Source organism: Gardnerella sialicivorans subsp. sialicivorans, from assembly GCF_056746795.1.
Window position 1 is genome coordinate 290,954 of sequence record NZ_JBWPXA010000001.1, and the last position, 26,320, is coordinate 317,273.

General features: G+C 38.3%; 23 protein-coding genes and 1 other RNA gene. 13 read left to right on the plus strand and 11 right to left on the minus strand.

All coding sequences use genetic code 11. The features are described from left to right. Positions 1 to 127: 127 nt before the first annotated feature. The 3 genes from AC1EKB_RS01060 to AC1EKB_RS01070 are packed head-to-tail and all read right to left on the minus strand — an operon-like array spanning position 128 to position 1,546. A complete protein-coding gene (locus AC1EKB_RS01060; RefSeq protein WP_415701827.1) occupies positions 128 to 1,144 on the minus strand; it encodes a hypothetical protein in 1,017 nt (338 codons plus the stop codon). 2 nt (positions 1,145 to 1,146) lie between these two features. After that, on the minus strand, positions 1,147 to 1,473 hold the full coding sequence (locus AC1EKB_RS01065) for a hypothetical protein (protein ID WP_481248588.1): 327 nt from the start codon (positions 1,471 to 1,473) through the stop codon (positions 1,147 to 1,149). Continuing rightward, the gene (locus tag AC1EKB_RS01070; protein WP_481248589.1) at positions 1,451 to 1,546 is read right to left on the minus strand and encodes a helix-turn-helix domain-containing protein; all 96 of its coding nucleotides are present in this window, start codon (positions 1,544 to 1,546) and stop codon (positions 1,451 to 1,453) included. The genes AC1EKB_RS01065 and AC1EKB_RS01070 overlap by 23 nt, the downstream gene beginning before the upstream one ends. Positions 1,547 to 1,901: 355 nt before the next feature. On the opposite strand from AC1EKB_RS01070, the gene AC1EKB_RS01075 reads away from it, so the two are divergent. The 8 genes from AC1EKB_RS01075 (at position 1,902) to AC1EKB_RS01110 (ending at position 12,502) form a co-directional block, all read left to right on the plus strand. Next, positions 1,902 to 2,384, plus strand: a complete 483-nt coding sequence (locus AC1EKB_RS01075; RefSeq protein ID WP_481248590.1) for a hypothetical protein — start codon at positions 1,902 to 1,904, stop codon at positions 2,382 to 2,384. Between the two features lie 39 nt (positions 2,385 to 2,423). After that, positions 2,424 to 3,563, plus strand: coding sequence for an SIR2 family protein (locus AC1EKB_RS01080; RefSeq protein ID WP_415701830.1), 1,140 nt, complete (start codon positions 2,424 to 2,426; stop codon positions 3,561 to 3,563). Then, positions 3,556 to 5,409: an ATP-binding protein gene (locus tag AC1EKB_RS01085; RefSeq protein WP_481248591.1), complete on the plus strand. Its 1,854-nt coding sequence runs from the start codon at positions 3,556 to 3,558 to the stop codon at positions 5,407 to 5,409. The genes AC1EKB_RS01080 and AC1EKB_RS01085 overlap by 8 nt, the downstream gene beginning before the upstream one ends. Before the next feature lie 330 nt (positions 5,410 to 5,739). Further along, a complete protein-coding gene (locus AC1EKB_RS01090; protein ID WP_415694251.1) occupies positions 5,740 to 7,422 on the plus strand; it encodes an alpha-amylase in 1,683 nt (560 codons plus the stop codon). Positions 7,423 to 7,621: 199 nt separating this feature from the next. Then, positions 7,622 to 8,018, plus strand: a transfer-messenger RNA (tmRNA) gene (gene ssrA / locus AC1EKB_RS01095). Between the two features lie 1,121 nt (positions 8,019 to 9,139). Next, the gene (locus AC1EKB_RS01100; RefSeq protein ID WP_481248592.1) at positions 9,140 to 9,469 is read left to right on the plus strand and encodes a hypothetical protein; all 330 of its coding nucleotides are present in this window, start codon (positions 9,140 to 9,142) and stop codon (positions 9,467 to 9,469) included. Then, positions 9,469 to 11,406, plus strand: coding sequence for an HsdM family class I SAM-dependent methyltransferase (locus tag AC1EKB_RS01105; RefSeq protein WP_481248593.1), 1,938 nt, complete (start codon positions 9,469 to 9,471; stop codon positions 11,404 to 11,406). The genes AC1EKB_RS01100 and AC1EKB_RS01105 overlap by 1 nt, the downstream gene beginning before the upstream one ends. Continuing rightward, positions 11,390 to 12,502, plus strand: coding sequence for a restriction endonuclease subunit S (locus AC1EKB_RS01110; RefSeq protein WP_481248594.1), 1,113 nt, complete (start codon positions 11,390 to 11,392; stop codon positions 12,500 to 12,502). Before AC1EKB_RS01105 ends, AC1EKB_RS01110 begins: the two co-directional genes overlap by 17 nt. A 250-nt stretch (positions 12,503 to 12,752) precedes the next feature. Here the strand turns inward: AC1EKB_RS01110 and AC1EKB_RS01115 are convergent, their stop codons facing one another. Both AC1EKB_RS01115 and AC1EKB_RS01120 read right to left on the minus strand, forming a co-directional pair. Continuing rightward, complete coding sequence (locus AC1EKB_RS01115; RefSeq protein ID WP_481248595.1) at positions 12,753 to 12,890, minus strand: hypothetical protein; 138 nt, start codon at positions 12,888 to 12,890, stop codon at positions 12,753 to 12,755. A gap of 383 nt (positions 12,891 to 13,273) precedes the next feature. Further along, the gene (locus AC1EKB_RS01120; protein ID WP_415694252.1) at positions 13,274 to 14,449 is read right to left on the minus strand and encodes a Panacea domain-containing protein; all 1,176 of its coding nucleotides are present in this window, start codon (positions 14,447 to 14,449) and stop codon (positions 13,274 to 13,276) included. Between the two features lie 570 nt (positions 14,450 to 15,019). Here AC1EKB_RS01120 and AC1EKB_RS01125 point away from each other — a divergent pair. The 3 genes from AC1EKB_RS01125 (at position 15,020) to AC1EKB_RS01135 (ending at position 18,318) form a co-directional block, all read left to right on the plus strand. Next, entirely contained in the window at positions 15,020 to 16,309 is a 1,290-nt protein-coding gene (locus AC1EKB_RS01125) for an MFS transporter (protein ID WP_481248596.1), read from the plus strand. 176 nt (positions 16,310 to 16,485) lie between these two features. Then, positions 16,486 to 17,742: a serine/threonine transporter SstT gene (sstT, locus tag AC1EKB_RS01130; protein WP_481248597.1), complete on the plus strand. Its 1,257-nt coding sequence runs from the start codon at positions 16,486 to 16,488 to the stop codon at positions 17,740 to 17,742. A 153-nt stretch (positions 17,743 to 17,895) separates the two neighbouring features. Beyond that, the gene (locus AC1EKB_RS01135; protein ID WP_415694255.1) at positions 17,896 to 18,318 is read left to right on the plus strand and encodes a GNAT family N-acetyltransferase; all 423 of its coding nucleotides are present in this window, start codon (positions 17,896 to 17,898) and stop codon (positions 18,316 to 18,318) included. A gap of 7 nt (positions 18,319 to 18,325) precedes the next feature. Here the strand turns inward: AC1EKB_RS01135 and epsC are convergent, their stop codons facing one another. The 6 genes from epsC to AC1EKB_RS01165 form a co-directional block, all read right to left on the minus strand. Beyond that, complete coding sequence (gene epsC, locus AC1EKB_RS01140) at positions 18,326 to 19,237, minus strand: serine O-acetyltransferase EpsC (protein ID WP_481248598.1); 912 nt, start codon at positions 19,235 to 19,237, stop codon at positions 18,326 to 18,328. Between the two features lie 142 nt (positions 19,238 to 19,379). Beyond that, on the minus strand, positions 19,380 to 20,312 hold the full coding sequence (cysK, locus tag AC1EKB_RS01145) for a cysteine synthase A (RefSeq protein ID WP_481248599.1): 933 nt from the start codon (positions 20,310 to 20,312) through the stop codon (positions 19,380 to 19,382). Between the two features lie 568 nt (positions 20,313 to 20,880). Next, on the minus strand, positions 20,881 to 21,690 hold the full coding sequence (locus tag AC1EKB_RS01150; protein ID WP_415694258.1) for an energy-coupling factor ABC transporter ATP-binding protein: 810 nt from the start codon (positions 21,688 to 21,690) through the stop codon (positions 20,881 to 20,883). Continuing rightward, positions 21,690 to 22,541 carry an energy-coupling factor ABC transporter ATP-binding protein gene (locus AC1EKB_RS01155; protein ID WP_415694259.1) on the minus strand — a complete coding sequence of 284 codons (852 nt, stop codon included), beginning with the start codon at positions 22,539 to 22,541 and terminating at the stop codon, positions 21,690 to 21,692. The genes AC1EKB_RS01150 and AC1EKB_RS01155 overlap by 1 nt, the downstream gene beginning before the upstream one ends. Next, positions 22,523 to 23,323, minus strand: a complete 801-nt coding sequence (locus AC1EKB_RS01160) for an energy-coupling factor transporter transmembrane component T family protein (protein ID WP_415694260.1) — start codon at positions 23,321 to 23,323, stop codon at positions 22,523 to 22,525. The genes AC1EKB_RS01155 and AC1EKB_RS01160 overlap by 19 nt, the downstream gene beginning before the upstream one ends. 76 nt (positions 23,324 to 23,399) lie before the next feature. Then, complete coding sequence (locus AC1EKB_RS01165; protein WP_415684202.1) at positions 23,400 to 23,999, minus strand: ECF transporter S component; 600 nt, start codon at positions 23,997 to 23,999, stop codon at positions 23,400 to 23,402. A gap of 379 nt (positions 24,000 to 24,378) precedes the next feature. Between AC1EKB_RS01165 and AC1EKB_RS01170 the strand changes: the two genes are divergently transcribed. Together AC1EKB_RS01170 and AC1EKB_RS01175 are read left to right on the plus strand one after the other, a co-directional pair. Beyond that, entirely contained in the window at positions 24,379 to 25,365 is a 987-nt protein-coding gene (locus AC1EKB_RS01170) for a DUF3137 domain-containing protein (protein ID WP_481248600.1), read from the plus strand. A gap of 107 nt (positions 25,366 to 25,472) precedes the next feature. Then, positions 25,473 to 26,027, plus strand: a complete 555-nt coding sequence (locus AC1EKB_RS01175; RefSeq protein ID WP_415694261.1) for a LemA family protein — start codon at positions 25,473 to 25,475, stop codon at positions 26,025 to 26,027. Positions 26,028 to 26,320 lie beyond the last annotated feature (293 nt).

The following is a 26,320-nucleotide window of genomic DNA, read 5'->3' on the forward strand; positions in this document are numbered from 1 at the left end:
AATGGTTACAGAAGATTAAAAACTGTAACTGTGATTAAAATGTGAACATTTGTAAAAAAGAATAAATTGAATAATAGTTCCAAGTGGTTTAAAAAATAGCTCTCGTCATAATGACGGGAGCTATTTCTTATAGTTTATTTTCAATTAAATCTTTGCAAAGAATTCTTACAGGAATGCTAATTCTATTTAATTCTTCTTGATTATGGTTTACTAGTAGAAAAGTTGAAGGGATTTTTTCGCCATGGAAATATTTACACCTTAAATAATAAGCGTATTTTAGAATAACCAATCTTATTATATCAATTTCATTTTCGGTTTTTTGGGCAATGTGTTGACTATAGAAAGATTCAACATCCGTATATTTACCAATAGTATTTAAATCTTTTGTTTTGCATTTCATTTTTTCTTTTAAAACCTCGGCAACTCTATAATCAGTAAATTCCTTAAAGAACTCTTCCAGTTTGTTTTGCTTTTTGATGTTTCCTTTTGGGAAATTATTGCATATCATTGCAGTTAAACGGCAAGCGCTCATATAAGGGGCATCCATATTAGGAATAAAAGAAGATATGTTTGGATAATCAATGTAATTCTCTTCTAAATCTAATCTTAGTTTTTTTAACATCTCAAAGTCATTAGACTCTTCGAATACTTCTCTGATTAATGTGTTAAAACATTTCCATGAAAAGTCAAATTGAAGGTCTTTTTTGCTGAAAGATAAAGTTAAGTTCATTAGAGCATTCATTGCAGTATCGGATGTTTTTTTATCACGAAAGAGTTTTTCGGAATTTATATAAATAAGGCGTTCATAATTAAATTCTTGTATTATTTCTGTTTTTTTGTAACCTTTTTGTTCAACCTTATCTATGTATATTTTTATAGATTCGACTTGAAATTTATCTTTTTCAAAATATGTGTAAAGTAAAGCTTTAATAATATTATAATAATAGGTACTGTTTACACTTTCTAATAAATTATCAATTTTAATTTGTTTAGATCTTGTACCAGTGATAATAATTTTATTCATATTAAAGGAAATATTATCTGTAAAATCTTTTCCATTTCTGCTGTAATAGATTATTTCTTTATTTTCTTCATTTTCGAATAGATTTTCACTTATGTTTATTTCGATTTTAAATAATCCCATGTTTACTTCCTCAATTGTTTAGATTTCTTAGGAAACGACAGTTTCCAATCTTCAAATTCTTCGTCCGTTATTTCATCGTTGTAATGTTTCTTCCTCATTTCATTCCATTCTATTAGAAAATTATTGAAGTCTACATCATTTGATAAGAGCCCTGTCATTTCTCCATCGTCTGCTAAGGGTCTAAACTTCATGTCTTTTGCATAATCAAAAATTATATGCATTATTTCAAAAATAGAATTAGGTTCATGATCGATCAATGCTGATATATCGCAATCAAGTACTTCAGATATTTTTTGTAACTGTTCTTTACTTGGGGGATCTATTTCCAAGCTCGTAATTTCTTATAGCCGCATCTGTCAAACCAGACTTAATGGCAAGTTCTTTTTGAGTTAAGTTTCTCATAAGTCTTAACTTTTTTAATTTTTTCCAGAAATCAAACTAATTCTTCCTTATTTTACAATAACCATAGCTATTTTATCACAAAATGAACAAAACCTCAACAAAACTGTTCTGTTATAAATGTATGCAAGTATCTGAATATATTAGAAAAAATATATATAGAAAAAATTTGACGAACAAATATGAACTGTTATTAATGCATACATACCGTTCGATATAGAACGGAAATTGTAAGACATATAAATTAATGCTCGCCTTTTTGAAGATGTAGAACCTTACAAACTATAAAAAGTGGACATGGACATTATGAAAGGTATTTTTATGAATGCAAAAGATGTACAAGAATTTCTTGGATTTTATGGAATGGAAAGCAACAAAGTTAGATACGCATAATTTATTATGCTCCGCAGAATTTACAAGCAGATATCTTGAAACGAATGAAAAAGTGTTTTCAGAGTTGATGGAAAATGAAGTCGTGGATGAATGGATTTTAGAACCGTCTGTTAAGAGCAAAAAGGTTAGAATTGATGTCATTGTTAGAGTTAGTAAGAAATTTTATAAGAGAAAAGTAAATATAGATTTTGTTGAAGAGAAGATATGGAAATACCATTTTAGGAATTTTGAAAAAGTCCGTTACCGCTACTTTGCTACCAATTTAGGTAGTGAGGTAGTGGGTAGCGTGATTTTATTATCTATTAAATTTTTTGTACAACTATTAGCTGTAATAAGGAGTACACATCACTTTGTTAGGGATAAAAATTATGAGTTATATTTGAATAACACAGAGTATGTGGATGGTGTGAATGATGATAGCTGGACATTGCTTGAAGAAGTGTTTTAGAATCTATTCATAATAAATAAAAATGAAGGAGGAATTATTGTGGAAGAGGAAAATAATATTTCATATTTCAGAGGAAAAAGCGAAACAAAAGTAGATATTGATTTTATAAAAAATGAATTGGCACAATTTTTACAACTGGATAATTTGAACTTTTTGTTAGGGGCAGGTTGCTCTAGTCACATCGAAAACGATAAGGAATTAGGAATACCAGGAATGGCTAATTTATATAAAGGTTTTTTTGAAGAAAATGAAGAATTTGAAATTGCTGGAAGTGATGTAGAATCAATTTTTGATGGAAATTTAGAAAAAATGCTGGAAACAATGGGGGCGATTTCTGTTGCTGAAAGAGTAAAAGAGATTGATGATGATATAGAAGGAAAGATTTGCACAGTGCAGAAATATATTAGAAGTAAGATTATTAGTGGATTGCACGGAAAGGAAGTTTTGAGTTTTTATCGTAACTTTTATATAAAAACCGTTACACAAGGAAGAAAGAATCCAATAAATATTTTTACAACTAATTATGATTTATATAATGAACAAGCTTTGGATTCTTTATCCTTCCCATATAACAATGGATTTGTTGGTACTTACAAAAGGTCATTTAATCCAGCGAGTTATAAGTATGCGTATGTGGAGGATATGAATTTATCCAAGAATATATGGGAAAGAGTACCTAATTTCTATAATTTATATAAAATACATGGTTCGATTTCTTGGGTTAAAAATGAAAATAATATAAATGAGATGGATTATGAGCATATAGGTGAAGATGATACGGTTATGATTTATCCAACTCCATTAAAGGACAGAACTACTTTAATGACTCCATATTCTGACTTGTTTAGGGCTATGGAAACTGCCCTACTTAAAAAGAATAGTGTTCTTATAACCTTGGGGTATAGTTTTGCAGACGATCATATTAATAGGTTGATTTTGAACTCTTTAGCCATTCCTACGTTTAAACTTGTTATCTTTGGACAGAGCGAAGCGATTTCTAGATTAACTGAAATGGATGATTCACGCATTATAGTTATTAATTCACAAGATAAGATTCATTATTTCAAAAATTTTGTGGAAAAGGCTATGCCAGATATTAAATCAGATGTCAAAGAGCAAATAGAGCTACCTGTTGTTGCTGAATTAATAAAAGCTTTTGAGGGTGTTAAGAATGAGTAGTCGTGAAATAGGGAAGATTACTTCAGTAGGCGTTCATGGAGTAATAGCTGATGTGAATTCTGATTTAGGGAACTATATAAATACAATTGATGGAATTCTTTTCGTTGGAGAAGTTGGATCATATGTATCAATTTATGAAATTGGAAGAACTGTTATAGCTGAAATAATTGGAGTAGATGAGAAGACTCAGCTAATTAATTCAAAAGAACTGGTAAAACCAAATAGTAAAAGACAGATTTACTTAAATTTGATTGGAGAAATTGTAGATGATAAATTTCATTTTGGAGTATCAAAAATGCCATTGATTTTCTCCACTGTATACATGGTTTCACAAAAAGAATTAATCACTATGCTTGAAGTTGGAAAAGAAGAAATTAAGATCTCGGAAGATCTTGACAAAACACGAGCAGTTTTGCTTAAAATAGGCAAATCAGTAATATTCCCAGATTATGATGTTAAGATAAATATTGACAAGTTCTTCGGATTCCATTTTGCTGTATTTGGAAATACGGGAGCGGGAAAGTCGAATACTGTTGCTAGAATTCTACAAAATGTTTTTGTTAAAGATAATTATTCTGCTAAGGGTGCAAAATTTGTAATAATTGATTCTAATGGTGAGTATAATCAGGCTTTTTCAAAGTTAAATGAAATTAATCCACAAATTAAACACTCTCTTATGGTTGCAGATGGAGATAGTGAAATAAGGTTTGAAATACCTGTTTGGGCATTATCTGCAGATGATTGGGCAACACTATTACATGCTTCTGAGAAAACACAAATACCTGTATTAAAAAGAGCAATAGATATTGCAAGAGTCTTTCATAGTTCTGATTCAAGTAACAATGAATTGAGAAATCATATACTTGCATCCACTTTGCTGGGTATTATTCAGAGTTCAGATTCTTCACCTTCTAAGTCGGATAAACTAAAAGCTATAGTTACAAATTTTGGTACAAGTGAGATCAATATGGATTCACCTTTATCAAATTCTAAAACATTAAGACAATCTATGAATATAAGCTATGGATCAATGTCAGATGAAGAAGTTGTTATTTCATTTTTGAATGGGTATCTAAATCAAGAATTAATAGTGGAAAATATCTCACGTTCAATGGTTCCGTATAGCTTAGATGATTTCTGCCAAGCTGTGGAGTTTGCTACCCTTTATGAAGGGAGTATTAGTTCGCAAAGAATACAAGAATACACAGCGACATTAACGACTAGATTGCATACTATTCAAGAAGGAATACAAGGACGCATTCTTTCAAGAACAACGTATGATACTATTGATGATTATGTAAATATGTTGCTGGGAGAAAACCAAATAGTAGATCTTGATATTAGTGCATTAGATGATGCTTCTGCAGAGGTTGTAACAAAAGTTTTGGCTAAACTTCTACTAGATTATTTAAAGAGAATAGAAATAAAAGCTGAAACACCGATTAATTTTATAATTGAAGAGGCACATAGATTTATAAAAAACGAAGCAAATTATGGAGCTGTTGGATATAATATTTTTGAGAGAATTGCAAAAGAAGGTCGTAAGTTTGGGATGCTTTTGGGAATATCATCTCAAAGACCAAGTGAATTATCTAAAACAGTAGTATCACAGTGTAGTAATTTCATTGTTCATCGTGTACAAAATCCTGATGATTTGCAATATATATCCAGAATGGTTCCATATATAAATCAAAATATGATAGAAAGGCTTACATATCTTCAAACAGGAAATGCGTTGGTTTTTGGTAGTGCAATTAATTTGCCAACACTAACTAAATTTGCTCAAGCCAACCCTACGACAGATAGTGATAATGCAAAGATATCAGAAAAATGGTATATTGAATAATATCATTCTTCACAACAAAAATTTATAATATCTGTAATTAAAATCTGTTGAAAATCGGATACTATAGGAGTTTGGTAAATTGGATTCAATCTGATAGTGTTGGAACTGGAACTGGTATGGGTAAAATAATCCAAAAACAAGATAAAATGGAACGAATTTCCCAATATATAATAAACGAAAAGCCTTTATTTTGAATACTTTTGAATATAGTGAACAGTATAAAAAGAAGAATGGGAATAGATGAGCTTAATATAGTCCTAATATAGTCCTATATATAAGGAGTGAAGTAAGAACAAAGCAAAGCCGCAATTCTTGCAGAAAGGAACAACGATGATCCACGGCATAAAAGCATTTACAGGCTTTAATAAAAAGGCGTTTGTAAAGTTAAAGTTTGTGTTGGCAAGAGTTGCGGCTATAACATCTTGTGTTGCTACCGTTTTTGCGTGTGCACTAATCGCAAGCAGCCCAGCGATTGCAAGTGCTGGCGTAAAATCATCTCAAAAAATTACAGAAAAAGGCGTAATCGTAACAGCATTCCAGCAAAATTGGAAAAGCATAGCCAAGGAATGCAAAAAAACGTACGGCCCAGAGGGCGTAAAATACGTGCAAGTTTCACCTCCGCAAGATCATATTAAGGGCGATCAATGGTGGACAAGTTATCAACCTGTAAGCTATAAGCTAAATTCAAAACTCGGCACAGAAGACGAGTTTAAAAAGATGATTACAACGTGCAAAGCTTCGGGTGTTGGAATTATTGCAGATGCAGTAATAAACCACACAACTGGTTTTGCAAACAAAGACACACTTGGTGTTGGTGGAAGCAAGTATGATGCTGCAAATCAGTCGTTCCAAGATGCTGGATATACAAAAGATGATTTTCACAAGTCAACAGAAGATATAAACACGTATAGAAAAGCAGAAATCGTTTGGACGCATCGACTTGTTGGACTGTTGGATTTAGACACTTCTAATCCTCATGTGCAAAAAACTTTGGGAGAGTACTTTGCGTATATGCTAAAGCTTGGAGTGGCTGGGTTTAGAGTTGATGCAGCAAAACACATGTCTCCGCAAGATGTAAAGGGCATAAAAGATGCGGCTGCAGAGGCTGCTGGAACAACGCCAGATAAGATTTGGTGGATGCAAGAAACAATAGGGTTCCCAGAGCAAGACCCTAGAATTCAGCCAGACCAGTATCTGCAAACTGGTGAAGTGAACGAATTTGAGTACTCTTATAGGCTTAGAAACTATTTTTATGGGTCTATTGAGAATCTTAAACATATTACAGATAAGCTGATTCCAAGCAAAAAAGCTGCGATTTTTGTTACAAATTGGGATACTGAGCGAGACAATGCAAACAGAGTTTTGACGTATAAAGATGGCAAAAAGTATGAGCTTGCAAACGCGTTTATGCTTGCGTATCCGTATGGAACTCCAAACGTGTTTTCGGGTTATGAGTTTACAAAAAGAGATGAGGGAGCGCCTGGAGCTACGCAAACTTCGATTCCTGATGTGAGTTGTGCAAAGGATTCTAAGTGGCAATGCACGCAAAGGCTAACTTCGATTCGCGGAATGATTGGGTTCTACAACGCTGTTAGAGGCACTAAGGTTACTAATTGGCAAGATGATGACGATAATAACGTTGCGTTTAGCCGAGGAAACAAGGGTTTTCTTGCGATTAACAACACGGAAAAGCCTCAAAAAGTGAGTTATAAAACCGATTTGCCAGATGGCGAATATTGCAATGTTTATGAGTCTAAAGATTGCACTAAAACTGTGAGCGTTAGTGGCGGCAAAGTAGAGACCACTATTGATGCGGAATCTGCTGTTGCTCTTCATGCTAATGCTGTAAAAAGCCTTGGAAATGCTAAAGTTAGAAACGTTACAATATTTATTTGCGTGTTTTCTGTGTCAATTTGTGCGTTTGTTGTTAATAGAAGATTTGTTGAAAAATCGAAGAAGCTTGCTAAAGGCAATAGTGGTGATGCTAAAACAGATGAAACTAAAGGTAAGTGATTTATTGGCTAGTCTTTAGGTGAGTCTTTGGATTAGCCTTTGGATTAGCCTGGAATAAATCAATAGTCTAAAACAGGTTGACTCTGTTAAAACCTTTATTTATAATAAATAGTCTGGCTTTATACCAGTATTACTTGATTAAAGTTTTGATTAAAGTTTAATCAAGCAATATTTTTGTTGATAGTTTGATAAATCAAAAGGGGTCGATCGGTTTCGACGGTGATCTGTTCGCCGCGGGGAAGCGTGCCGAGAATGCGAAAGTCCACTCGTAAACGTCCTTTCGCAAAAGAATAAGTGCTAAATCTAATCGCACTGAGTTCGCTCTCGCTGCCTGAGCTTCGCGCCAGGATTAACCAGTGAGCAGCTGCTCCGTTTACCCACTCACGTCTTCGGGGTGGTGCTGAACGTCATTAGAAGACTTGCTTGAATTGCTGGGCTGCAGGGTGATTCAGGGACTTTTACTGTAGATATGCTCGCCATGAATTGTCTGCGATAACATGGGGGCAGAAAAACTGCCGAATGGCCAGCAGACTACGCACGTAGAAGACCGAGGGTACGGTTTCCGGACCGGGGTTCAATTCCCCGCGACTCCACCAAAAGAGGAAGCGTTGAACTCTATTCTTTTTCAAGAATGAGTTCGCGCTTGTCTATCAATTCGAGGGTTGCTAACGCAGCCCTCGTTTTTTGTATGGCGTTCAGGAGGCTCATACAAACGTTTTGCGGCAGAATTGATAACTTTGCGTCTAAGGGCGAAACATCACTTAAAACGCGTTTTAGAGCGCTTTAACGGCATATTTGCTAGAAACCCCCTTCAGCTCTTTTGATTTCAAGAGAAAGCAGTAAAAAGACAGAGCTTGTGACTCGCTGGCGCTCTCGCGCCGCTCGCCACACGAAGAAGAAGAGCCGAGCACAGGGGAAAGGCGTGGTGTGTGTGGAAAAAATTAAACCCAGTTTTTCCACACACTGCCCTCAAAAAAATATTTTCTGCCTTTTTCTCTGTGCTCGGTTTTCTTGTATGTCTTGCCTGCGTTGGGGGTTATCAGAAATGGGTGTTTCCAAGCCTGTGTTTGAGTAGCTCAGAGGCTTAAAAAGACTTGATTGGAGAGTTTATCTTTGGTATAATTGACTCAGAATTAAATAGTTCATGAGTGGTCATCGCACTTGAGTGGCCCTGTTTTTTTAGTTTGTGGAAGCACTTAAAAGCGACCAACGTTTATAACGCACGAATGAAAAACGGGCGGTGAACCTTTAGGAGAAATCCTATCGGTTTGTCGCCCGTTTTTTGTTTATCGAGAAAGATGAGGAGGAAATATATATGTAAGAGACGATAAAGAAGTGTTATAGGCCAAAAAGTGTGTAAGAAATCATGTCTTAGGCCTTCGATACAAGCGCTTTGCGGTAATCGAATCTATTTTCTGCACATTCGCCACTTGGACAAAAAGTGTGTAAAAAATCAGCTCATAACTCTTACGGCAGTAGAGCTCACAGCATATCGAATGTGGGTTATTCCTCAAGCTAGGAGTGTTTGAAGCAAGAATTGTCTGAATATTCAACAATACATCGTCAAACGCTGTTACTGGCGCAGTCTACGTACTGCGTGAATAACGTATAACGCCGCTTGTTTGTTATTAACGCAGTTTATGTACTGCACCAGTAACATATGACCGTTACTTTCTCAGTTTGTTTACTTAGTTAGTAACAGTGCTGAGGCTAATTTATGCCACAGAATATTCATCATCTTAGATTTACACACTTTTTGGCCTATAACTCGGGAGCAGCTTATTTTAGCTTCTTAGTGAAGCTCGTGGACACGAAAGATGTTGATTTATACGAGAAAATGATATATAATATACGTAATTACGTATATGGGAGTGCACAGATGAAAAAAGAAGAACAAAAGAAGGGTACGGAGCGTACAAAATTGACGCTTTCTGTGACTTACGAAGATAAAACGAAACTGAAGATTATTGCAGCTAAGAGGAATACCTCGATTTCAGCAATGCTGCATGAGTGGATTCAGGAGAATGCAAAGGAGGCTGAGATATAATGGCAAAGAAAGAGGTAAAGACAGACCTTTGGGTCGCAAAACAGCTCGATGAGTGCGGCATCAAGTTTGATGCTCAGGGTAGTAATACTAAGGAGATTAATGACGCCTTAAAGACGGCGTCGAAGCGAGGAACTGGCAAAGCAGGTTATCCAGAGTACGTCGCCGTCATCGGCGATTTTGTGCTGGTCATCGAGGATAAGGCAGCTCTTGACAAGCACGTCAATCTAACTGACAAAGGCGTGATTGATACGGAAGTCAAGTCCGTGACCGACTATGCGGTTAACGGAGCTTACTTTTACGGGAAACATATTGCCCAGAACAGCCCTTTCAAGAAGGTGTTTGCTGTCGGCGTGTCCGGTGATGAGAAGCATCACAAGATTACGCCGCTGTGGGTCGATGACCGCGAGGGCTATAAGCAATTACCGAACATTGAATCGTTTGTCTGGTTCTCGTCGGGAAACATCAACGAGTATTACACGAGGTACGTTCTGGAAGAGGCTACTGATGTTGAAAAGACAACGGAACAGATTCTCAAGGACGCTGCTGAGCTTCACGAGTATCTGAGAACGTACGGCACGCTGAAAGACCAAGATAAGCCATTGGTTGTCGCAGGCATCCTGTTGGCACTGGATGAAATCGAGTACGGCGGATTCAGCGTCGATTCCCTGACGGGCGACCAGATTGCGGGCAATCGCGACGGTGATAAGCTGATGAACGCTATCAAGACACGTCTGACCCGTTCCAACGTGGGCCCTGACGCGAAGAAGGACAAGCTACTTGCTGAGTTCGCCATCTTGCAGACCAGCTTCAGATTGAACGAGGTCAACGAGACGCTGGCCAAGACGCCGCTCAAGTTCTATACGGAGTTCTTGTACGAGCACGTGTTCAAGAATATCAAGTATCAGAAGACCTCCGAGGACTTTATCGGGCGCTTCTATGGTGAGTTTATGAGCTATTCGGGTGGTGACGGGCAGACGCTGGGCATCATCCTTACGCCTCGTCATATCACCGACCTTATGTGTGAATTGGTGGATATTCAGCCGAACGATGTGGTCTTAGACCCAACGTGTGGGACGGCTGGGTTCCTGATTTCCGCGATGCATAAGATGCTTTCCATGGCGGACAGCGACCAGCAGCGTAAGAGCATCAAGAAGAAGCAGCTCCACGGCTTCGAGATTCAGAGCAATATGTTCGCGGTTGCCGCTGCCAACATGATTTTGCGCCGTGACGGCAACAGTAACCTCGAGTGCAGCGACTTTCTGGTTAAAAACCCAGCACAGGTTCAGATGAAGGGGGCAACGGTCGGTCTGATGAATCCTCCGTACTCGCAGGGCACGAAGAAAGACCCGAGTCAGTACGAGCTTTCGTTCATTGAACACATGTTGGATTCGTTGACTGTGGGTGCGCGTGCTGCTGTCATCGTTCCTCAGTCATCCATGACAGGAAAATCAAAGGCGGAGCAGGCTTTCAAGGAAAGCATCATGAAACATCATACGCTCGAGGGCGTCATCACGTGCAATACGGATACATTCTACGGTGTGGGTACTAACCCGGTCATTGCAGTGTTTACAGCATATGAGCCGCATCCGAAGGATAAGGTCTGCAAGTTCATCGACTTTCGTGATGACGGCTACGAGGTCAGGGCGCACGTAGGACTCGTCGAGGGTGACTCTGCCAAGGACAAGCGCCATTATCTTCTGGACGTGTGGTTCGGCCGTGTCGAAGCTCCGTCGAAGTTCTGCGTCGAGTCCACGGTGCAGCCGGATGACGAGTGGCTACACAGCTTCTACTACTTCAATGACGAGATACCGACCGATGTCGACTTCGAGAAGACTATCGGCGACTACCTGACGTTCGAGTTTTCGATGGTCATGCAGAACCGCGAGTACCTGTTCGAGAACACGAAGGGAGGTAATGATAGTGCAAGCGCTGAATGAGAAGGAATGGAAGGCCCAGCCTATTGTAGAAATATTTGACAAATTTATTTCAGGCAAAAGTAAAGGACTGAATCATCTTAATCAAGGCGATGAGGGCGTGAACTATATTGGAGCAACTAACCGTCATAATGGCGTTCTCTGCGTTGTTGTTGATGATGGAGCAGCACATAAACTTATTCAATCAGGCAACTGTATTGGATTTATAAAGAACGGAGATGGAGCTGCTGGATTCGCAATATATAAAAAGGAGACGTTTATCTCGACAAGCGATGTTATATATGGTTATGCCAACTGGTTGAATCTTGATACGGGTTTATTCTTTGTTGCTACGCAAGACATGATTAAGGCGAAGTACAGTCATGGTTACAAACGTAACCAACAACATCTTCGCGGTGACAGGGTCATGCTCCCCGTGACAGATTACGGCGAGCCTGACTACGACTATATGGCGCAGTACGCCTCCACGATGAGGGGGGGTATGCTCATGCGGTATAAGAACTACATTGCTGGGCAGCTCTCCCAGCTGGAATACAAGGTTATCTCTGCACTGAAAGAGAAGGAATGGAATAAGTTTCGCGCATTCGGTGATAGTGGACTGTTCAAGATTGCTACCACAAACAGCAGTATTGATGGAATCAGAATAATTGACGGTGGTGACAAAGATATTCCATATGTAACGAGAACAGACGCCGATAATGGCATCGCTCGCTTTGTGAGTGACAAGAATCTTTCTTATGGTTCAGATAACGCTGGATGTATTACTGTGGGGCTTGATACACAAACAGCTTTTTGGCAGCCGCACCTATTTGTAACAGGTCAAAACATTCAGGTCATCACGGGTCATCAATTAAATGCTTGGATTGCACAGTTTTTAATTCCATTATTTAAGAGCCAAATGAAAGCTAAGTTCAACTGGGGCGGGAATGGTGCAACGCTTGGACGTATGAAAAGGCTTGAACTCATGCTTCCTATTGACGATAACGGTGATCCTGACTACGCCTATATGGAACAGTATGCCAAGAACATGATGCTGAAGAAATATGAGCAGTATCTAGCGTTCATCGACAGGCAGAGCGCAGATGAGGATGCGAAGTGATAGGTGTCGAGAGTCAACAAGTTCAAGCAGAGCGATAACAACCTCGCCATAGCCTACTATCGCTTCTCTTCTTATAGCCAGAACGAGGCGTCGATAGACTAGCAGCGGGAGCAGGCACAGGCGTTCGCCAAGGCTCACGGGTACAGTATTGTGAAGGAGTACGAGGACGCCGCCATGTAGGGCACGACGATCGACCGCCCGCAGTACCAGCTCATGCTCTCCGAGTTGGGCACGATAAGGCCGGCCGCCGTCATCCTGTGGAAGACGTACAGGCTGGTGCGTGACCGTTTCGAGCTTGCGGATGCGAAACGGCGGATTCGCGATGCCCTATGTCGATCTGCCTCATCGCATAGCCTACGTCAGATGATTCGCCGGAGTCGGTGCTCATGGAGACGATGATGGAGGGCATGGCCGAGTTCTACTCAAGGCAGCTGTCCGTAAACATCAAGCGTACTTCGACAGGTTCCTTCATGCAGACTTCGACAATCCAGAAATGAGGGATTCCGTTCTGGAATACTTTGTCGACAAAATCTATTTACATGAGGACAGACTCGTGGTGACGTTTTGCTACTCGGAGGACAAGCGCGAGGTTCCTATGGAGGTGCTGAACGGGGGAATGGAAGACCTTTTTGCTGAAGGGGAAGCCGTCAAGTTCAATTGCCCCCTTTAGCTTCACAAACGCAAAAACGCCACTGCTCAAACAGTGGCGTTTTTTGTTATTGTTTTGTTGTTTACCACATCATGAATTGCTGTAGAGTCGCGCAAAATGCGTCAGCTATCTTTGCTTTTTGCGGCTTTTCCGTTGGCTTCACTCTTTCCGTTGGCTTCATCTTTTCTGCTAGTTTTGGCTTTTTCGCCAGTCTTGGATTTTCCACCAGTCGTAGTGTTTGTGCTAGTTGTAGTTTTTCCACCAGTCTTGGATTTTTTGCTGGCTGCAGCTTTTTTGCCAGTCGTAGTGTTCGTGCTAGTTTTAGCTTTTTTACTAGTCTTATCTACGTTTGCGTTAGTTGCAGTGTTTTTGCTGGCTGCATTAGTGCTGCTAGAGCCAGTCGTAGTGCTTACGCTTCTCGTAGTTTTTCCACCAGTAGTAGTGTTCGTGCCAGTCGTAGTGTTTCCACTGTTTTTAGTCGTGTTGCTAGTTTGGGTCGTGTTTTGTTGTTTTACTGTTTCTAGGTTGTGTTGAAAGTTTTGGCGTTTAATCTCGTTTTTCTCGTATTCGCATAATTGTTTTCCTAGGCTTCTAGCTATCATGCGTGCTCGAGTTTTAATATTATTATCCGACATGTCTTTGAACTCGTTTAGCATTCTGATTTTACGCATTACCATGTTTTCAGCGTCTACAAGTTCTTTACAATGATTGTTAACCGCGTGCGCTTGTGCTTGTGCTTCTAGTCTTTCTTTTTCTGCTTGCTTACATTTTTTAAGATGCGCGTCTCTTAGTCTGCGTATAGCGTTTTCAACGCTTCTACTTCTTGTGTTCGCGCGCCCGTCGGCAATTACAGGGTTTTTCGTGTAATAGTCGTGGATGATCTTGTGTGATAGTTCAGTATCGCATGCGTCGTTAGTGTTAATGCCTCTTCTAGCGTCAATCCATGGTAGTTCACTGCGCGCTCTAGTGGCTAAGTCTTGTGTAGTGTAATCTTTTAACGCGTCGCAGACGGCGTAGATTATGCGTAGTTGAGAGCAGTTAAATGTCTTGTATAGTTCAATTGGGCTAAATATAATGTTGTTTTCGCTTACTTCGTCTTGTGTTAGGTAGCATATGTTAAATAGTTCTAGGCATACTGGCCCTGTTTTCCATGCTTGGAATGAGTTGGGGAATAGTTGTAGGTTTGTTGTAGATAAGTATTGTGCTTGACAGTAGTATGTGAGTAGTTCTAGTCTTTCGTGGCTCATTTTTCCGTAGTTGTGTAGTATTGCGTATGCTACGCGTTTGATTGTAGACATTTGAGTATTCCTTTCATCGTTGAAAAGATATGACTATTAGCTAGGTAGCTGGTTTTAAGTTTGCGAAAACGTTACCATATGATTTTCGTATAGTAAAACTGGCGGCGTGTCGCGAATCGATTTGCATGGGCGCTTTGACTGAGCTTGAAATTGCAAAACGTATTTCATGCTCCTTCAAAGCGTGATTTGGCTCAAATGTAAAGTCCAGTGGACTTTACATGCCAAATCAGCCGAGCGGCTACTAATAGCCGCGAGGAATAGCGTAGCGCGCGAGTGCACTTCGATTCGCTGAGCCACTCAAGGCAGAAGCACTGCTTCTGCGTGGCGAAGACGTTCGTGCGCTTAGACCGCGCGAACGACGACCTGCCTTGTAGTGTGTTTGTATTAAAAAACGCTGAAATTCAGTACAATCGCACTACGGTTTTGTGTGTTTGTGTAGTGTGTTTGTATGGCGACACGCCGTAAATCAGGTACAATCGCACTACATAGTGTAAGACGTGTGGTAATCTGTATCAAATTTTGTTTAACGATTTTCGATTTTGCAAGAGCTTTAAGGGAGAGTTGGTTGTTATGAAGTCAATTTTTAGTAAGAATAATATCTTTATTCGCATGAGATCTATTAGTCCAGCATTGCGATGGGCTTTGGTTGGCTTCTGTTTTTCTATGCTCGGAAATCAAGCGTATGAAGGCTCGGTTTTGCCTTCGATTATTATTGTAGGCTTGCCAGCTTGGGTGATTGGTTTTCGTAAGACTTTTATGACGGTTGCCGATTTTCTTTCGCCATGTTCTGGTTGGATTGTTGATAAGCTTGGTGGTTTTCGCGCTCTTGCTATGACTGAAGGCGTGGAAGGCGTGCTCAGTTTGCTGCCGCTTCTTATACCGTGCTCTTCTCCAGCTTGGAAGTGGTCGCTTGTTGCTCTTTCTTGCGCATTGCTGATTACAGGTCAAGTGATTGATATTGCTAGCGAAGTTTTCGAAGTTGATGCTGCAGGCGGCGACGACAGCATGATTGTAAACTACAGCGGCATTGTGAGTATTTTGGCGAGTATTACTGGAACGCTGCTTGGCTCGCCGCTTGGATCTTGGATTGCAAGCTGGTCTATTCCTGCGGTTTTGATTTTCTCGTCCGTGACTTCTTTTGCGGCTTGTGCGACGCGATTTATTATGAAGCAAGATATTTCGCAAGCGTCTAACGAGTCTCAAGAAGATAAGGAAGATAAGGAAGATAAGGAAAATCAAGCGGAGCTGGAAAATAACGCATATTCCAAATCTGCAGCTAATGAATCTGCAGCTAAGAAATCTGCGAATCCATCACTCAAGAGTAAAATCATGCTTCTTGCTGGCTCTCTTTTGGTTGCTTTTATTCCTGCATGTTCTGTTTCTTATATTCTTCTTGGTCTTGGTAAGCAATATGGCTCTAAATCTTTAACAGTATTGTATATTTTCAGTGGCGTAGGAAGCGTGCTTGCGTCCGTTTTGTATGCGCATTCGTCTCAAAAGCTCGGTTTAAGAAAAGTTGCGATTTTGGGTATTGCGACAAGTGTGGTTGCTTATTGCTTTATGTTTAGTAGCTTTTTGCCAATTATGTGCATAGCATTCTTCCTTGAGGCGATTGGCGGAATGTTACTAGTAGAGCCGATTATTGTTTCTCGGCAGATTCTGTTTAAAGGCAATATGCTCGCTAAGTTTTCTGGTTGGGCGCGACTCGCTTTTGCGATTGGTGCTACTAGCGGATCTTGGATTGGATTTGCGTTCTCATCTACTTTCCAATGGCATCTGTTGCCTATACTAGCGCTGATTTTTAGTGCAGGATTGCTTGCCGTTTTGCCTCAATTACCAAATACTAGCTATGCGGATTAGATGATTAAAAAGATCTATTTTTAAGCAAAAGTCATTGTTAAAGCGCTGAAACTTAACGATTTGCATATATATGCATACGTGTGTATAATATGTAAAAATAAAAAAAATCTTGCGAGTATGAATACAAATAAAAGAGTATAAAATATTCTGCACAAACTAAATTACAGGAGACTCTCATGCACAAGATTGTTCAAAAGTGGAATAGCATTGACCTTATTTTGCGTATTGTAATCGGTCTTTTTCTTGGCGCTGCACTTGGTCTTTTTGTGCCAGCTCACGTTTACGTTCTAGATCTTATGGGAAAGCTGTTTGTAAGCGCGCTTAAATCTGTTGCTCCGATTTTGGTATTCTGCCTTGTGATTGGCGCGCTTGCAAAAGCAAAAAGTGTTGGAAACATGAAGCTAGTAATCGTGTTGTATGCACTTTCTACGTTTATTGCAAGCCTTATAGCTGTATGCGCAGCTATGATTTTCCCTGTTGACTTCACTTTTGCGCATGTTGAAGCAGCATCTTCTCCATCTCCTCAAGGAATTGGTGAAGTTCTTAATTCTCTTGTGTTAAATATTGTTGTAAATCCTGTAGATGCTCTTGCTAAGGGCAACTTTATTGGTATTTTATTCTGGGCAATCGCCTTTGGCGTAGCGCTTCGCTTGGCTGAGCCTTCCACTAAAGCATTCTTTGACAACGTTTCGTCTGCTATTGGAAAAATCGTTCACTGGATTATTAATGCAGCGCCTTTTGGCATTATGGGTCTTGTTTATACAACAGTTTCAAGCAATGGTCTTCGTATTTTTAGTGAATACGGTTCCGTTATTGCATTGTTAGTATGCACTATGGCTGTTGTTGCTTTGATTGTAAATCCTATTTTGGTTTTCGTTCTTACTGGCAAGAATCCGTATCCTCTTGTATTAAGAACATTGCGCGATTCGGGAGTTACAGCGTTCTTTATGCGTTCTTCTGCGGCAAATATTCCTGTAAATATGAATTTGTGCGAAAAGCTTGGCTTTAACAAAGACAATTACTCGGTTTCCATACCGCTTGGATCAACCATTAATATGAGTGGTGCTGCTATAACGATTTCGATTATGGCTTTGTGTGCTGCTCACACTCTTGGGATTTATGTTGATATTCCAACGGCTGTGATTCTGTCTGCTCTCTCTGCCGTTAGCGCTGCAGGCGCATCTGGTGTAGCTGGTGGCTCGCTTTTGCTTATACCTCTTGCGTGTTCGTCGTTTGGTATTTCAAACGATATTGCTATGCAAGTAGTTGCAATTGGCCTTATTATTGGCGTGATTCAGGATTCGTGTGAAACCGCTCTTAACTCTTCCACAGATGTTCTCTTTACTGCAGTTGGTGAATATCGCATGTGGCAGCGTGCAGGTCTTAAGTTTAAGATGGGCATGGATCACGAGACTGTGCAACTTAACAAGTAGCTGTTGCAGCCGTTGCATCTGTTGCATAGGTTGCAGCTGTTGTAGCGGTTGCTAAGTATTCTTACAAGTACGCGTTCTTACGTTTTTATGTTTTTACATTTTTACGTTTTAGAATCGCGTACTTTTGCTATATTTTGCGAGGTGTTATTGTAAATGAATTTAACAGACGTGCAAATAAAAGAGTATAAAAAATATAATAGCAAAGATATTTTAAGACTATATGATTCCGTTGGCTGGTCTTCATATACAGATGATTTACCCGCCTTGGAAAATGGCTTTAATAATTCACTCAAGGTTTTAGCTGCATATAAAAATGATGAGCTGGTTGGCATTGCTAGAGCTGTTGGCGATGGATACACGGTTGTTCTTATTCAAGATATTCTCGTTTTGCCAGAGTATCAACGCAAGGGGATAGGCTCTGCTTTGTTAAATGCGATTGTGGATTGTTACCCGAATGTTCGTCAAATTCAATTGACTACGGATTGCACCGAAAAAACTATTGCTTTTTATAAGTCTGCTGGTTTTATTGAGTTAGCAGAAATTGAGTGCTGCGGTTTTATAAAAGACAGAGCATGATAGCGTATTAGGCTTTAGGGAAGTGGTAGGTTGTGTTTGCAGGAATGCTGCGGTTAATCCACGCGTTTGCTGCGATTATACTTCCGCTGCCGATTGTGGTTTCTCCGCCTAAAATTGTTGCGTTTGCGTAGATTACAACATTATCTCCAATATTCGGATGCCGCTTTCCGCCTTTTACAGGATTTCCACAATTATCTAGCGCAAAACTTTTTGCACCCAGCGTTACACCTTGGTAAAGTTTAACATGCTCGCCGATTACAGTTGTTTCGCCGATTACAATGCCAGTTCCATGATCTATGCAGAAATATGCGCCAATTTTTGCTCCTGGATGAATGTCGATTCCAGTTTTTCTGTGCGCGTATTCGCTCATAAGTCTAGGAATTAGCGGTACGTTAAGTTCGTAGAGTGCGTGTGCTGTGCGGTGAATAAGCATTGCATAAAAACCAGGGTATGCGAGCGTGACTTCTACTTTACTTGTGCAAGCAGGATCGCCTTCGTATATGGCTTGAATATCTGTTAAAAGTAGCTTTTTAATTGCAGGAAGAGTATTTATAAATTGATCGCAAATTTCTCGAATTTTAATTGTGTTGCTTGTATAGCATTGAAGTTCACGGAATATAATGCGTTCTATAGTGCTTAACGCGTTCGAAGCAACGGTATTCAAACTATCATTAGTATTCAAACTATCATTAGTATTCAAACTATCATTAGTATTCAAACTATCATTAGTATTCAAACTATCATTGAGTTGCGCAGCCTCGTTGCTTTCATTGCGCACATGCAACTCAGGCAAAAGTAACACCTGAGTCGCATGTATGAACGCAATAATATTTCGGTAATTAGGTATGAATGTAGCTTGTCTTATGTCTGAATCGTGAATTGAGTTCAGTTGATTTATAAGATCAAGGCGATCATTCATACATTTCTCCCGTTATTTTGCTATTTTCTTTATTTTCTATTTTCTTTATTCTATAGTTTTGATCATTATCTAATAATGTTATTTATTATTCTTTTATTATTTAATCAAAACTTGCGTATTTAAAGTAGTCTCCTAAATGTAGTTAGTCTTCAAATAATGCTGTAGACAAGTATCGATCTCCTGAATCTGGCAGTATTGCAACGATGGTTTTGCCCCTGTTTTCTTCTCTTTTTGCTTCTTGGATTGCTGCCCAGATTGCAGCTCCAGAAGAAATACCTACGAGCACGCCTTCTTTTTTGCTTATAAGCTTGCCGTTTTCGATTGCGTCTTCATTTGTTACGTGAACAATGCGATTATAAATGTTTTTGTTGAGTACATCTGGCACGAATCCTGCGCCGATTCCTTGAATCTTGTGCGCTCCTGGCTTGCCGCCTGCTAGCACAGGGGAGTCGGCTGGTTCTACTGCGATTACTTCAAGATGCGGATTTTGCTCTTTTAAGTATGTGCCAGTACCAGTGATTGTGCCGCCTGTTCCAACGCCTGCAATAAGAATATCCACGTTTCCGTCAGTGTCTTGCCAAATTTCTGGACCTGTTGTGTTGTAGTGTGCGTGCACATTTGCTTGATTGGTAAACTGCCCAGGAGTCCACGCGTTTGGCGTGTTTTCAACGATTTCCTTCGCTTTGGCGATTGCGCCTTTCATTCCATCTTTAGCAGGTGTGAGAACGAGTTCTGCGCCGTATGCTTTCATGAGTTTTCGGCGTTCAATAGACATGCTTTCTGGCATTACAATAATGCTTTTGTATCCTTTTGTCTGCGCAATCATTGAAAGACCAATGCCAGTATTTCCAGAGGTTGGCTCAACAATTACTGAGCCTGGTTTAATCGTGCCTGCGGCTTCTGCTTCTTCAATCATCTGCTTTGCAATACGGTCTTTTACAGAGCCTGCTGGGTTAAAGTATTCGAGTTTTACGAGGATTTTTGCTGCTAGATTGTACTCTTTTTCAATGTGTGTAAGCTCCATAAGTGGAGTGTGGCCTACGAGTTCTTGCACGGACTTGTAGATATTAGACATAATATTTCCCCTTACTTGTTTGTTGTTTTACTTGTTTGTTTTTGTTTAATTTGTTTTTTAATTTTTAAAAATAATTTTTATTAATAAAGCGACTATTGTTTTATTTGCTGTTTCTAAAGATGCCATTATTCGTTTTAATATTTAACATGTATTAAATTGTTATTTTTTAACGTTTTATATTCGATTTTTGGCATAAAAAAAAGAAACAGCGCGCTGTTTCTTGAATCGTGATTTGCTGTGTTTTAACGCAAATGCTTTTAACACAGGATAGATGTTATGCATACTTAGTGCTTGCAAACATCATTTCGATTAAGAAATGCGCAACAACATACGTTACAACAACAATTTGTCATCATATTTGTATGATACATGTGCACTCCTTTACTAGTCGAAATGGTGATAAGTGAAGACTATAGCGAATGGATTTGTGTTTGTCAAACTTGATTTGCGTTTGCTGATATTAATGTGTATTAACTAATACTAATTTTAAGAAATTGCGCGATTTGTGCATTTGTTTTCTTTGCTACTTTATTTTACAGTCGGTAGTTTTATTGTGCGTAATAGTCTTTTACAAATTCTTCAACCGATATGAGTTCACAAACTCTTCAACAGATAGGAACGTATCTTTATAACCCATTTTTTCACACAGCTTTACAACATCTGGCTTATCGAGTTGTGCGCTAGAAAGTATTTTATCTTGCATAAATGCGTCTCGCGCACTGCCGTCAAAAAGAACCTTGCCATTGGAAAGCACAACAACTCGATTAAATACTCTAGCCACAAAATTCATATCGTGAAGAACAGCTATAACAGTTTTTCCTTGCAAAACAAGGCGTTTAATAATTGACTCAATACGATTTTTGCCGCAATCGTCCTGAGCGATTGTAGGCTCGTCTAAAATAACAACTTGCGTATCCATTGCTAGAATCGACGCAATAGAAACCATTTTTCTTTCACAAAGGCTTAAATCGTAAGGATTTACTTCGCTTTTATCTAAAAGTCCTACAAGTCTTAGACTTTCTTTTGCTTGAATCAATGCTTTATCTTTATCAATTCCAATTTTCAAAAGTCCAAACATTACTTCGCGTATAACAGTTGATTCAAAAATTTGGTCATCTGGATTTTGGAATACGAATCCAATATCTTTAGCAAGAGATGGAACACTACATTTTGCAATATCTTTTCCATTTAATAAAACGCTTCCGAATTTCGGCGTAAGAAGACCTCTAAGGATTTTAAGCAAAGTTGTTTTTCCAGTGCCATTTTGACCAACAATAGCACATGCTCCAGGAGCAAAAGATAAATTGAGATCATCGAATATTTGTGATGTTGGAGTATGAGAAAAAGACACGTTTTGTATTTCAATAGTAGGAGTCATTATAAGAGATTCCCTTCGTGCGAGCGCAAAATTTGTGACGTTTGCTCAAGAGTTATTGGGTACAAACCATTATCGCTTTTTAGCGAAAGTTTTTTGCAAATTTGAGTATAAATAGGAGGATTTACGCCATATTCTTCCAAGTCTTCGCGAGAAAAGATTTTTTGCGGAGTATCAAAATCAACGAGTTTTCCTTCGCTTAAAAGCATTACGCGGTCGCTATATTGCGCGATTTTTTCCATTTTATGCTCAACCATAATAATAGTTTGACCCTGATTTTTTAAGGATTCTACAGACTTAAAAACCTCTTCCGAACCTTTAGGATCAAGCTGCGAAGTAGGCTCGTCTAAAATTATTATTTCTGGTTGCATAACTAAAATAGCGGCAATAGACATGCGCTGCATTTGACCGCCAGATAAATCGTATGGAGAACAATCTTTAAGATTAGAAATGTTAAGCATCTCCATGATTTTCTCTACGCGATTTTGCATCTCGTTTTGCTCAATGCCAATATTTTCCAGACCAAAAGCAATCTCCTCGTACACAGTAAGCTTCGAGCCTGTAATTTGATTAAAAGGATTTTGAAAAACCAGCCCAACTTTTTTGCAAAGACTGTCTATTGGAGTAGTTTTTGCGTTAAGACCGTCTACTTCGACTTTTCCGCCGTACGCTCCGTGGTAAAGATTGGGAACAAGACCTAAAATCGCTTGCGATAATGTTGATTTTCCAGCTCCATTAGCACCTATTATTCCAATAAATTCGCCTTTATGAATATCGCAAGAAATGTCATCTAGCGCAAGAGTTTTACTATAAGGATAGCGATATTTTAAGTGCTCTATATGAATAGCTGCCATGCTACATATCCTAAATGATTAAGTAACGCATAAATAATAGATGCGATTATTACGATTAAACAAGCGCATAAAAATAGCGTATTGTATTTACTAGGCTTAAACGGTTTTATGAATGTTTTTTGATTATTGCACGAAAATCCGCGAACTTCTAAAGCTATAGTTCTTTCTTTAGAACTCATAAATGAAGACATTATAATCGGGGATATTAAAGGCAAAAAAGCTTTGAAACGAGTTATTAGGGAACCTTTTGTTTTCAATCCTCTGCTTCTTTGAGCGTCAACAATAGTCGAAGTTTGCTGTGTTATTTGAGGAATGATTTGAAATAGCGAGACAAAAACATAGCCCATTTTAGGTGGTAAACCAGCTTGTATCATCTCTTGCATCATATTGGAAGGTTTAGTTGTAAGCGTTAAAACACAAAATGCAAACGAAATATTTAATATATTAAGCACAATCTTCATTGCTACTTCAAAACCTTCTTTGCGAGCAATCAAAGGTCCTAGTTTGAATAAAATCGTGTAGTTTCCCGATCTAAAGAAAGTCTGAACTATAAAAATAGTTACAATAATAAAACCAGTAACTTGTATTACGATTTTTATTTTTGCTAGGACCCTTGATGTTGCAAGTAATATTAGGCTCAAAATAATAAAGATAGCGAAAGAAGTATAGCCTCCAAGCAAACTCGGCGTGCTTGTAGCGCATATTACGTATGCAAGCTTGGTTTTTGCAGATAATCCGTTTAGAAACGAATGCTTATCTTCAAATAGGCTGATGCTTTTCATAGTATCTCGTCTTATTGTGCTTATAAAAACTTGTAAATCTTAGCGTTTATGCGATTTATTTGCTTGCAATAAACGTTTATTTATCAAGATCTTCGTCATCGGATTGATAGATTGCTATTAAGCTCTTAGGAAGAACTTTATAAATTCCAGCTGCAAGGAACAAAACAACAATCTTGTCTGGTATGTCTACAACAAGCTCATCTACGAATGATGCAAAGAAGCCTTTGGATCCCATTGCTGCAAAAACAGCGTCACCCCAAACGTTTCCAGTGGTTCCGCCCCAATAAATCATGTTTAGAGGTGTAGAGATGATTATTGCGATTGCTGCAACAATAAGACTTGTTATAAAAATGTGTAGGCCTTTGTTCATGTACTTTAGTCGTGCAGCGATTCCAACGCTTACGCCAATTGCTGCAGCTGTAATGCTATAGACTGTAGAAATTGGATCAATCGTTAAGCCATAAACAATATTAGTTAAAAATCCTGCAATTCCGCCTACAACTGGTCCTGCTAAGCAAGCTGAAATGCAAGTGCCTAGTGTGCCAAGCCAAAGTGGTAGTTTTAGCATGCTTGCAAATAGTTTTGCAACATAATTTATGCCGATTGCAGCTGGTATTAGTACGAGTGAAGCAGTAGTTAATTTAACGCTCCAAATATTTTTTAGTTTATTTACCATTTTGGAATTTCCTATAAGTTAAGGAATAAATTCAAGTTCATTATACGCTTTGCTAAATGTTATTAAAGTAGTTGAAAATTAATGTGTTATAAATTGTTATATTGTTTATTTTGTGTTATTTTGTTTTTTGCTATTTGTTTTGTATTAGATCTTTATTGAAAATAATCACATTTAAGATACTTTGCTAGCAAAATTAAAGTTGTTCAAAATCAAAGTGGTTATTATTTCACTATTTCAAATTTCACTATCGCAAATTCAACTATTCCAAATAATGGTTATTTATGATAAAAAAATATAAGAGCCTTTTATGCCTTTTATAAAAATATTGTTATAAAAATGTTGTTACAAAAACATTGGCGATTATAAGAGGGAGATGACGATGAATGTAAAGCATAGTAGCGTGTTTACAGATCCCGAAGTTTTAGAAAAACTTAATAGATTAGAAAAATCTCCCCAAATGCAAGGGAAATTAAATGAGTTAAAAGAAGGCGTCAAAAACAACGCTTTTGACCCAATGCGTTTGATTCCATTAATACCAGTAGTTCTGATTATTGGCGCTGTTGGCAATTATCTTCCTTCGTTTGATTACTCTAGTTATAAATATCCTTTACTCATAGTAATTGCTTTTGTTATTTGCTTTGGTGGTAAGTTTTTTGTAAGTAATAAGGTTGATGTAAATGCGCTATATGCGGATAATGTTTTAACGCCGATTTTGAATGCGATTCTACCGGGAACAGTATTAAAAGATTCTGAAGGAATTGACAACAGTATTTTTAATAATCTTCTGCCAATATCGAGTAGGTATTATTCAAATACACACATAATTTTTGGCGATGAATCTAAAACCGAATTTTCAAACATGCAAGCAATGCACTTTTCTAGAAGTGAAAGTGGAAAAACTGTCAAAAAAACTGATTTTATTGGGCAAGTCTTATTGATGAATTCAAAAACCAATATAAATGGTCACATTAGAATCGTCCCCGTTACTGGAAAGAACTTTATGGGGCAAAAACTAAATGGATACTATGGTAAAAAAACAAAAGAGGAGAGCGAAGTTCAAACCGAATCTATTGAATTTAACAACTCGTATTCAATCTTTTCTACGGACAATTTTTATACAAAGCTTGTGTTGGATCCAAGTTTTATAGAAGTATTGAATAATTTGCAAAAACGAATGAGAGTTTGCATATATATAGATAGCGAGCATATTATTGCAGCTTTTGACTCTGGTCGGTATTTATTTGTCGCTCCAGGAAAATCTGGAATAGAAAATCTATCTTTAATAAGAGAATATGAAAAATTTAGAGATGTTTTGGCTGAGTATTATGAAGTAATCAACGTAATTAGAGAGAAATTGCAAAATTAAAAGCTAAAAAATTGCAATACTAGTGAATTGCAAAAGTGGAAAATACTAGCGAATTGTAAAATTATAGACAATTAGGACTAGAAAGAGCTAAAAATAAAGGAGACATTATGGATTATGAGATTATTTTAATAGTCATTGCAGCAGTGCTTGTAGTGGCTATTGGCTGGTTTATTGGCACGTTAAATAGACTAAGAAAATATAGAGTGATTATAGAAGAGTCGCAAAAAAATGTTGACATTGCGCTCGCTAAAAGATACGACACGATTTGCCAAATGCTTAAAGTTGCGCAATCGTTTGCAAAGTACGAAAAAACAACATTAGTTGATTTAGTGAGTTTAAGAGGGGGATTAAACTCTGCTGATTCTAGCGAGGCAATGAAAAATCAGAATCATGCAATAGGGAAGATTTATGCTTTGGCAGAAGCTTACCCGGAATTAAAGTCTTCTGAACAATTTTTGAATTTGCAAGAAGAAGTAAACGACGAAAACGAGCAATTGGCTGCAGCAAAAAGAATTGTAAATAGTAATATCAGTGTGCTTAATCAAAATATTGTTACATTCCCGGTCTCGCTTATTGCAAGATTAAGCGGAATAAAGCAGATGGATTTTCTTGATGAAGATGATTTAAGCAATAAGAAGAATATCGATAGCATATTGAGCTAGATAACATGTTTAGCTAGATAACATATCTTAAGTGGCCAATCGTTGCAGATTTGTAGCGATTGGCCACTTTGTGATTGGCTGTCTGTTGGATTTGCGTATGTGCCCAGTGAAGAAAATTGCCGCAAACGGCAAAAATCTTCACTGGCGTTTATTAAACGCATATCTCAGTAGTAGGTACATGTCCAAATAACAGGATCGTATCTAAATAACTTTAATTTACAATATGTCAACCCAGTTTTGTCTAGCATGAAGTATTCTATGCACCATAACCGTTTTGTTCTCTTCGCAAATTT

Excerpts from the sequence above, each read along its gene's own strand:
- AC1EKB_RS01060 (WP_415701827.1), bottom strand. The coding sequence starts at position 1,144 with ATGGGATTATTTAAAATCGAAATAAACATAAGTGAAAATCTATTCGAA.
- AC1EKB_RS01070 (WP_481248589.1), bottom strand. The coding sequence starts at position 1,546 with ATGAGAAACTTAACTCAAAAAGAACTTGCCATTAAGTCTGGTTTGACA.
- AC1EKB_RS01075 (WP_481248590.1), top strand. The coding sequence starts at position 1,902 with ATGGAATGGAAAGCAACAAAGTTAGATACGCATAATTTATTATGCTCC.
- AC1EKB_RS01085 (WP_481248591.1), top strand. The coding sequence starts at position 3,556 with ATGAGTAGTCGTGAAATAGGGAAGATTACTTCAGTAGGCGTTCATGGA.
- AC1EKB_RS01090 (WP_415694251.1), top strand. The coding sequence starts at position 5,740 with ATGATCCACGGCATAAAAGCATTTACAGGCTTTAATAAAAAGGCGTTT.
- AC1EKB_RS01100 (WP_481248592.1), top strand. The coding sequence starts at position 9,140 with ATGCCACAGAATATTCATCATCTTAGATTTACACACTTTTTGGCCTAT.
- AC1EKB_RS01105 (WP_481248593.1), top strand. The coding sequence starts at position 9,469 with ATGGCAAAGAAAGAGGTAAAGACAGACCTTTGGGTCGCAAAACAGCTC.
- AC1EKB_RS01115 (WP_481248595.1), bottom strand. The coding sequence starts at position 12,890 with ATGAGCACCGACTCCGGCGAATCATCTGACGTAGGCTATGCGATGAGG.
- AC1EKB_RS01120 (WP_415694252.1), bottom strand. The coding sequence starts at position 14,449 with ATGTCTACAATCAAACGCGTAGCATACGCAATACTACACAACTACGGA.
- AC1EKB_RS01125 (WP_481248596.1), top strand. The coding sequence starts at position 15,020 with ATGAAGTCAATTTTTAGTAAGAATAATATCTTTATTCGCATGAGATCT.
- sstT (WP_481248597.1), top strand. The coding sequence starts at position 16,486 with ATGCACAAGATTGTTCAAAAGTGGAATAGCATTGACCTTATTTTGCGT.
- AC1EKB_RS01135 (WP_415694255.1), top strand. The coding sequence starts at position 17,896 with ATGAATTTAACAGACGTGCAAATAAAAGAGTATAAAAAATATAATAGC.
- epsC (WP_481248598.1), bottom strand. The coding sequence starts at position 19,237 with ATGAATGATCGCCTTGATCTTATAAATCAACTGAACTCAATTCACGAT.
- cysK (WP_481248599.1), bottom strand. The coding sequence starts at position 20,312 with ATGTCTAATATCTACAAGTCCGTGCAAGAACTCGTAGGCCACACTCCA.
- AC1EKB_RS01150 (WP_415694258.1), bottom strand. The coding sequence starts at position 21,690 with ATGACTCCTACTATTGAAATACAAAACGTGTCTTTTTCTCATACTCCA.
- AC1EKB_RS01155 (WP_415694259.1), bottom strand. The coding sequence starts at position 22,541 with ATGGCAGCTATTCATATAGAGCACTTAAAATATCGCTATCCTTATAGT.
- AC1EKB_RS01160 (WP_415694260.1), bottom strand. The coding sequence starts at position 23,323 with ATGAAAAGCATCAGCCTATTTGAAGATAAGCATTCGTTTCTAAACGGA.
- AC1EKB_RS01165 (WP_415684202.1), bottom strand. The coding sequence starts at position 23,999 with ATGGTAAATAAACTAAAAAATATTTGGAGCGTTAAATTAACTACTGCT.
- AC1EKB_RS01170 (WP_481248600.1), top strand. The coding sequence starts at position 24,379 with ATGAATGTAAAGCATAGTAGCGTGTTTACAGATCCCGAAGTTTTAGAA.
- AC1EKB_RS01175 (WP_415694261.1), top strand. The coding sequence starts at position 25,473 with ATGGATTATGAGATTATTTTAATAGTCATTGCAGCAGTGCTTGTAGTG.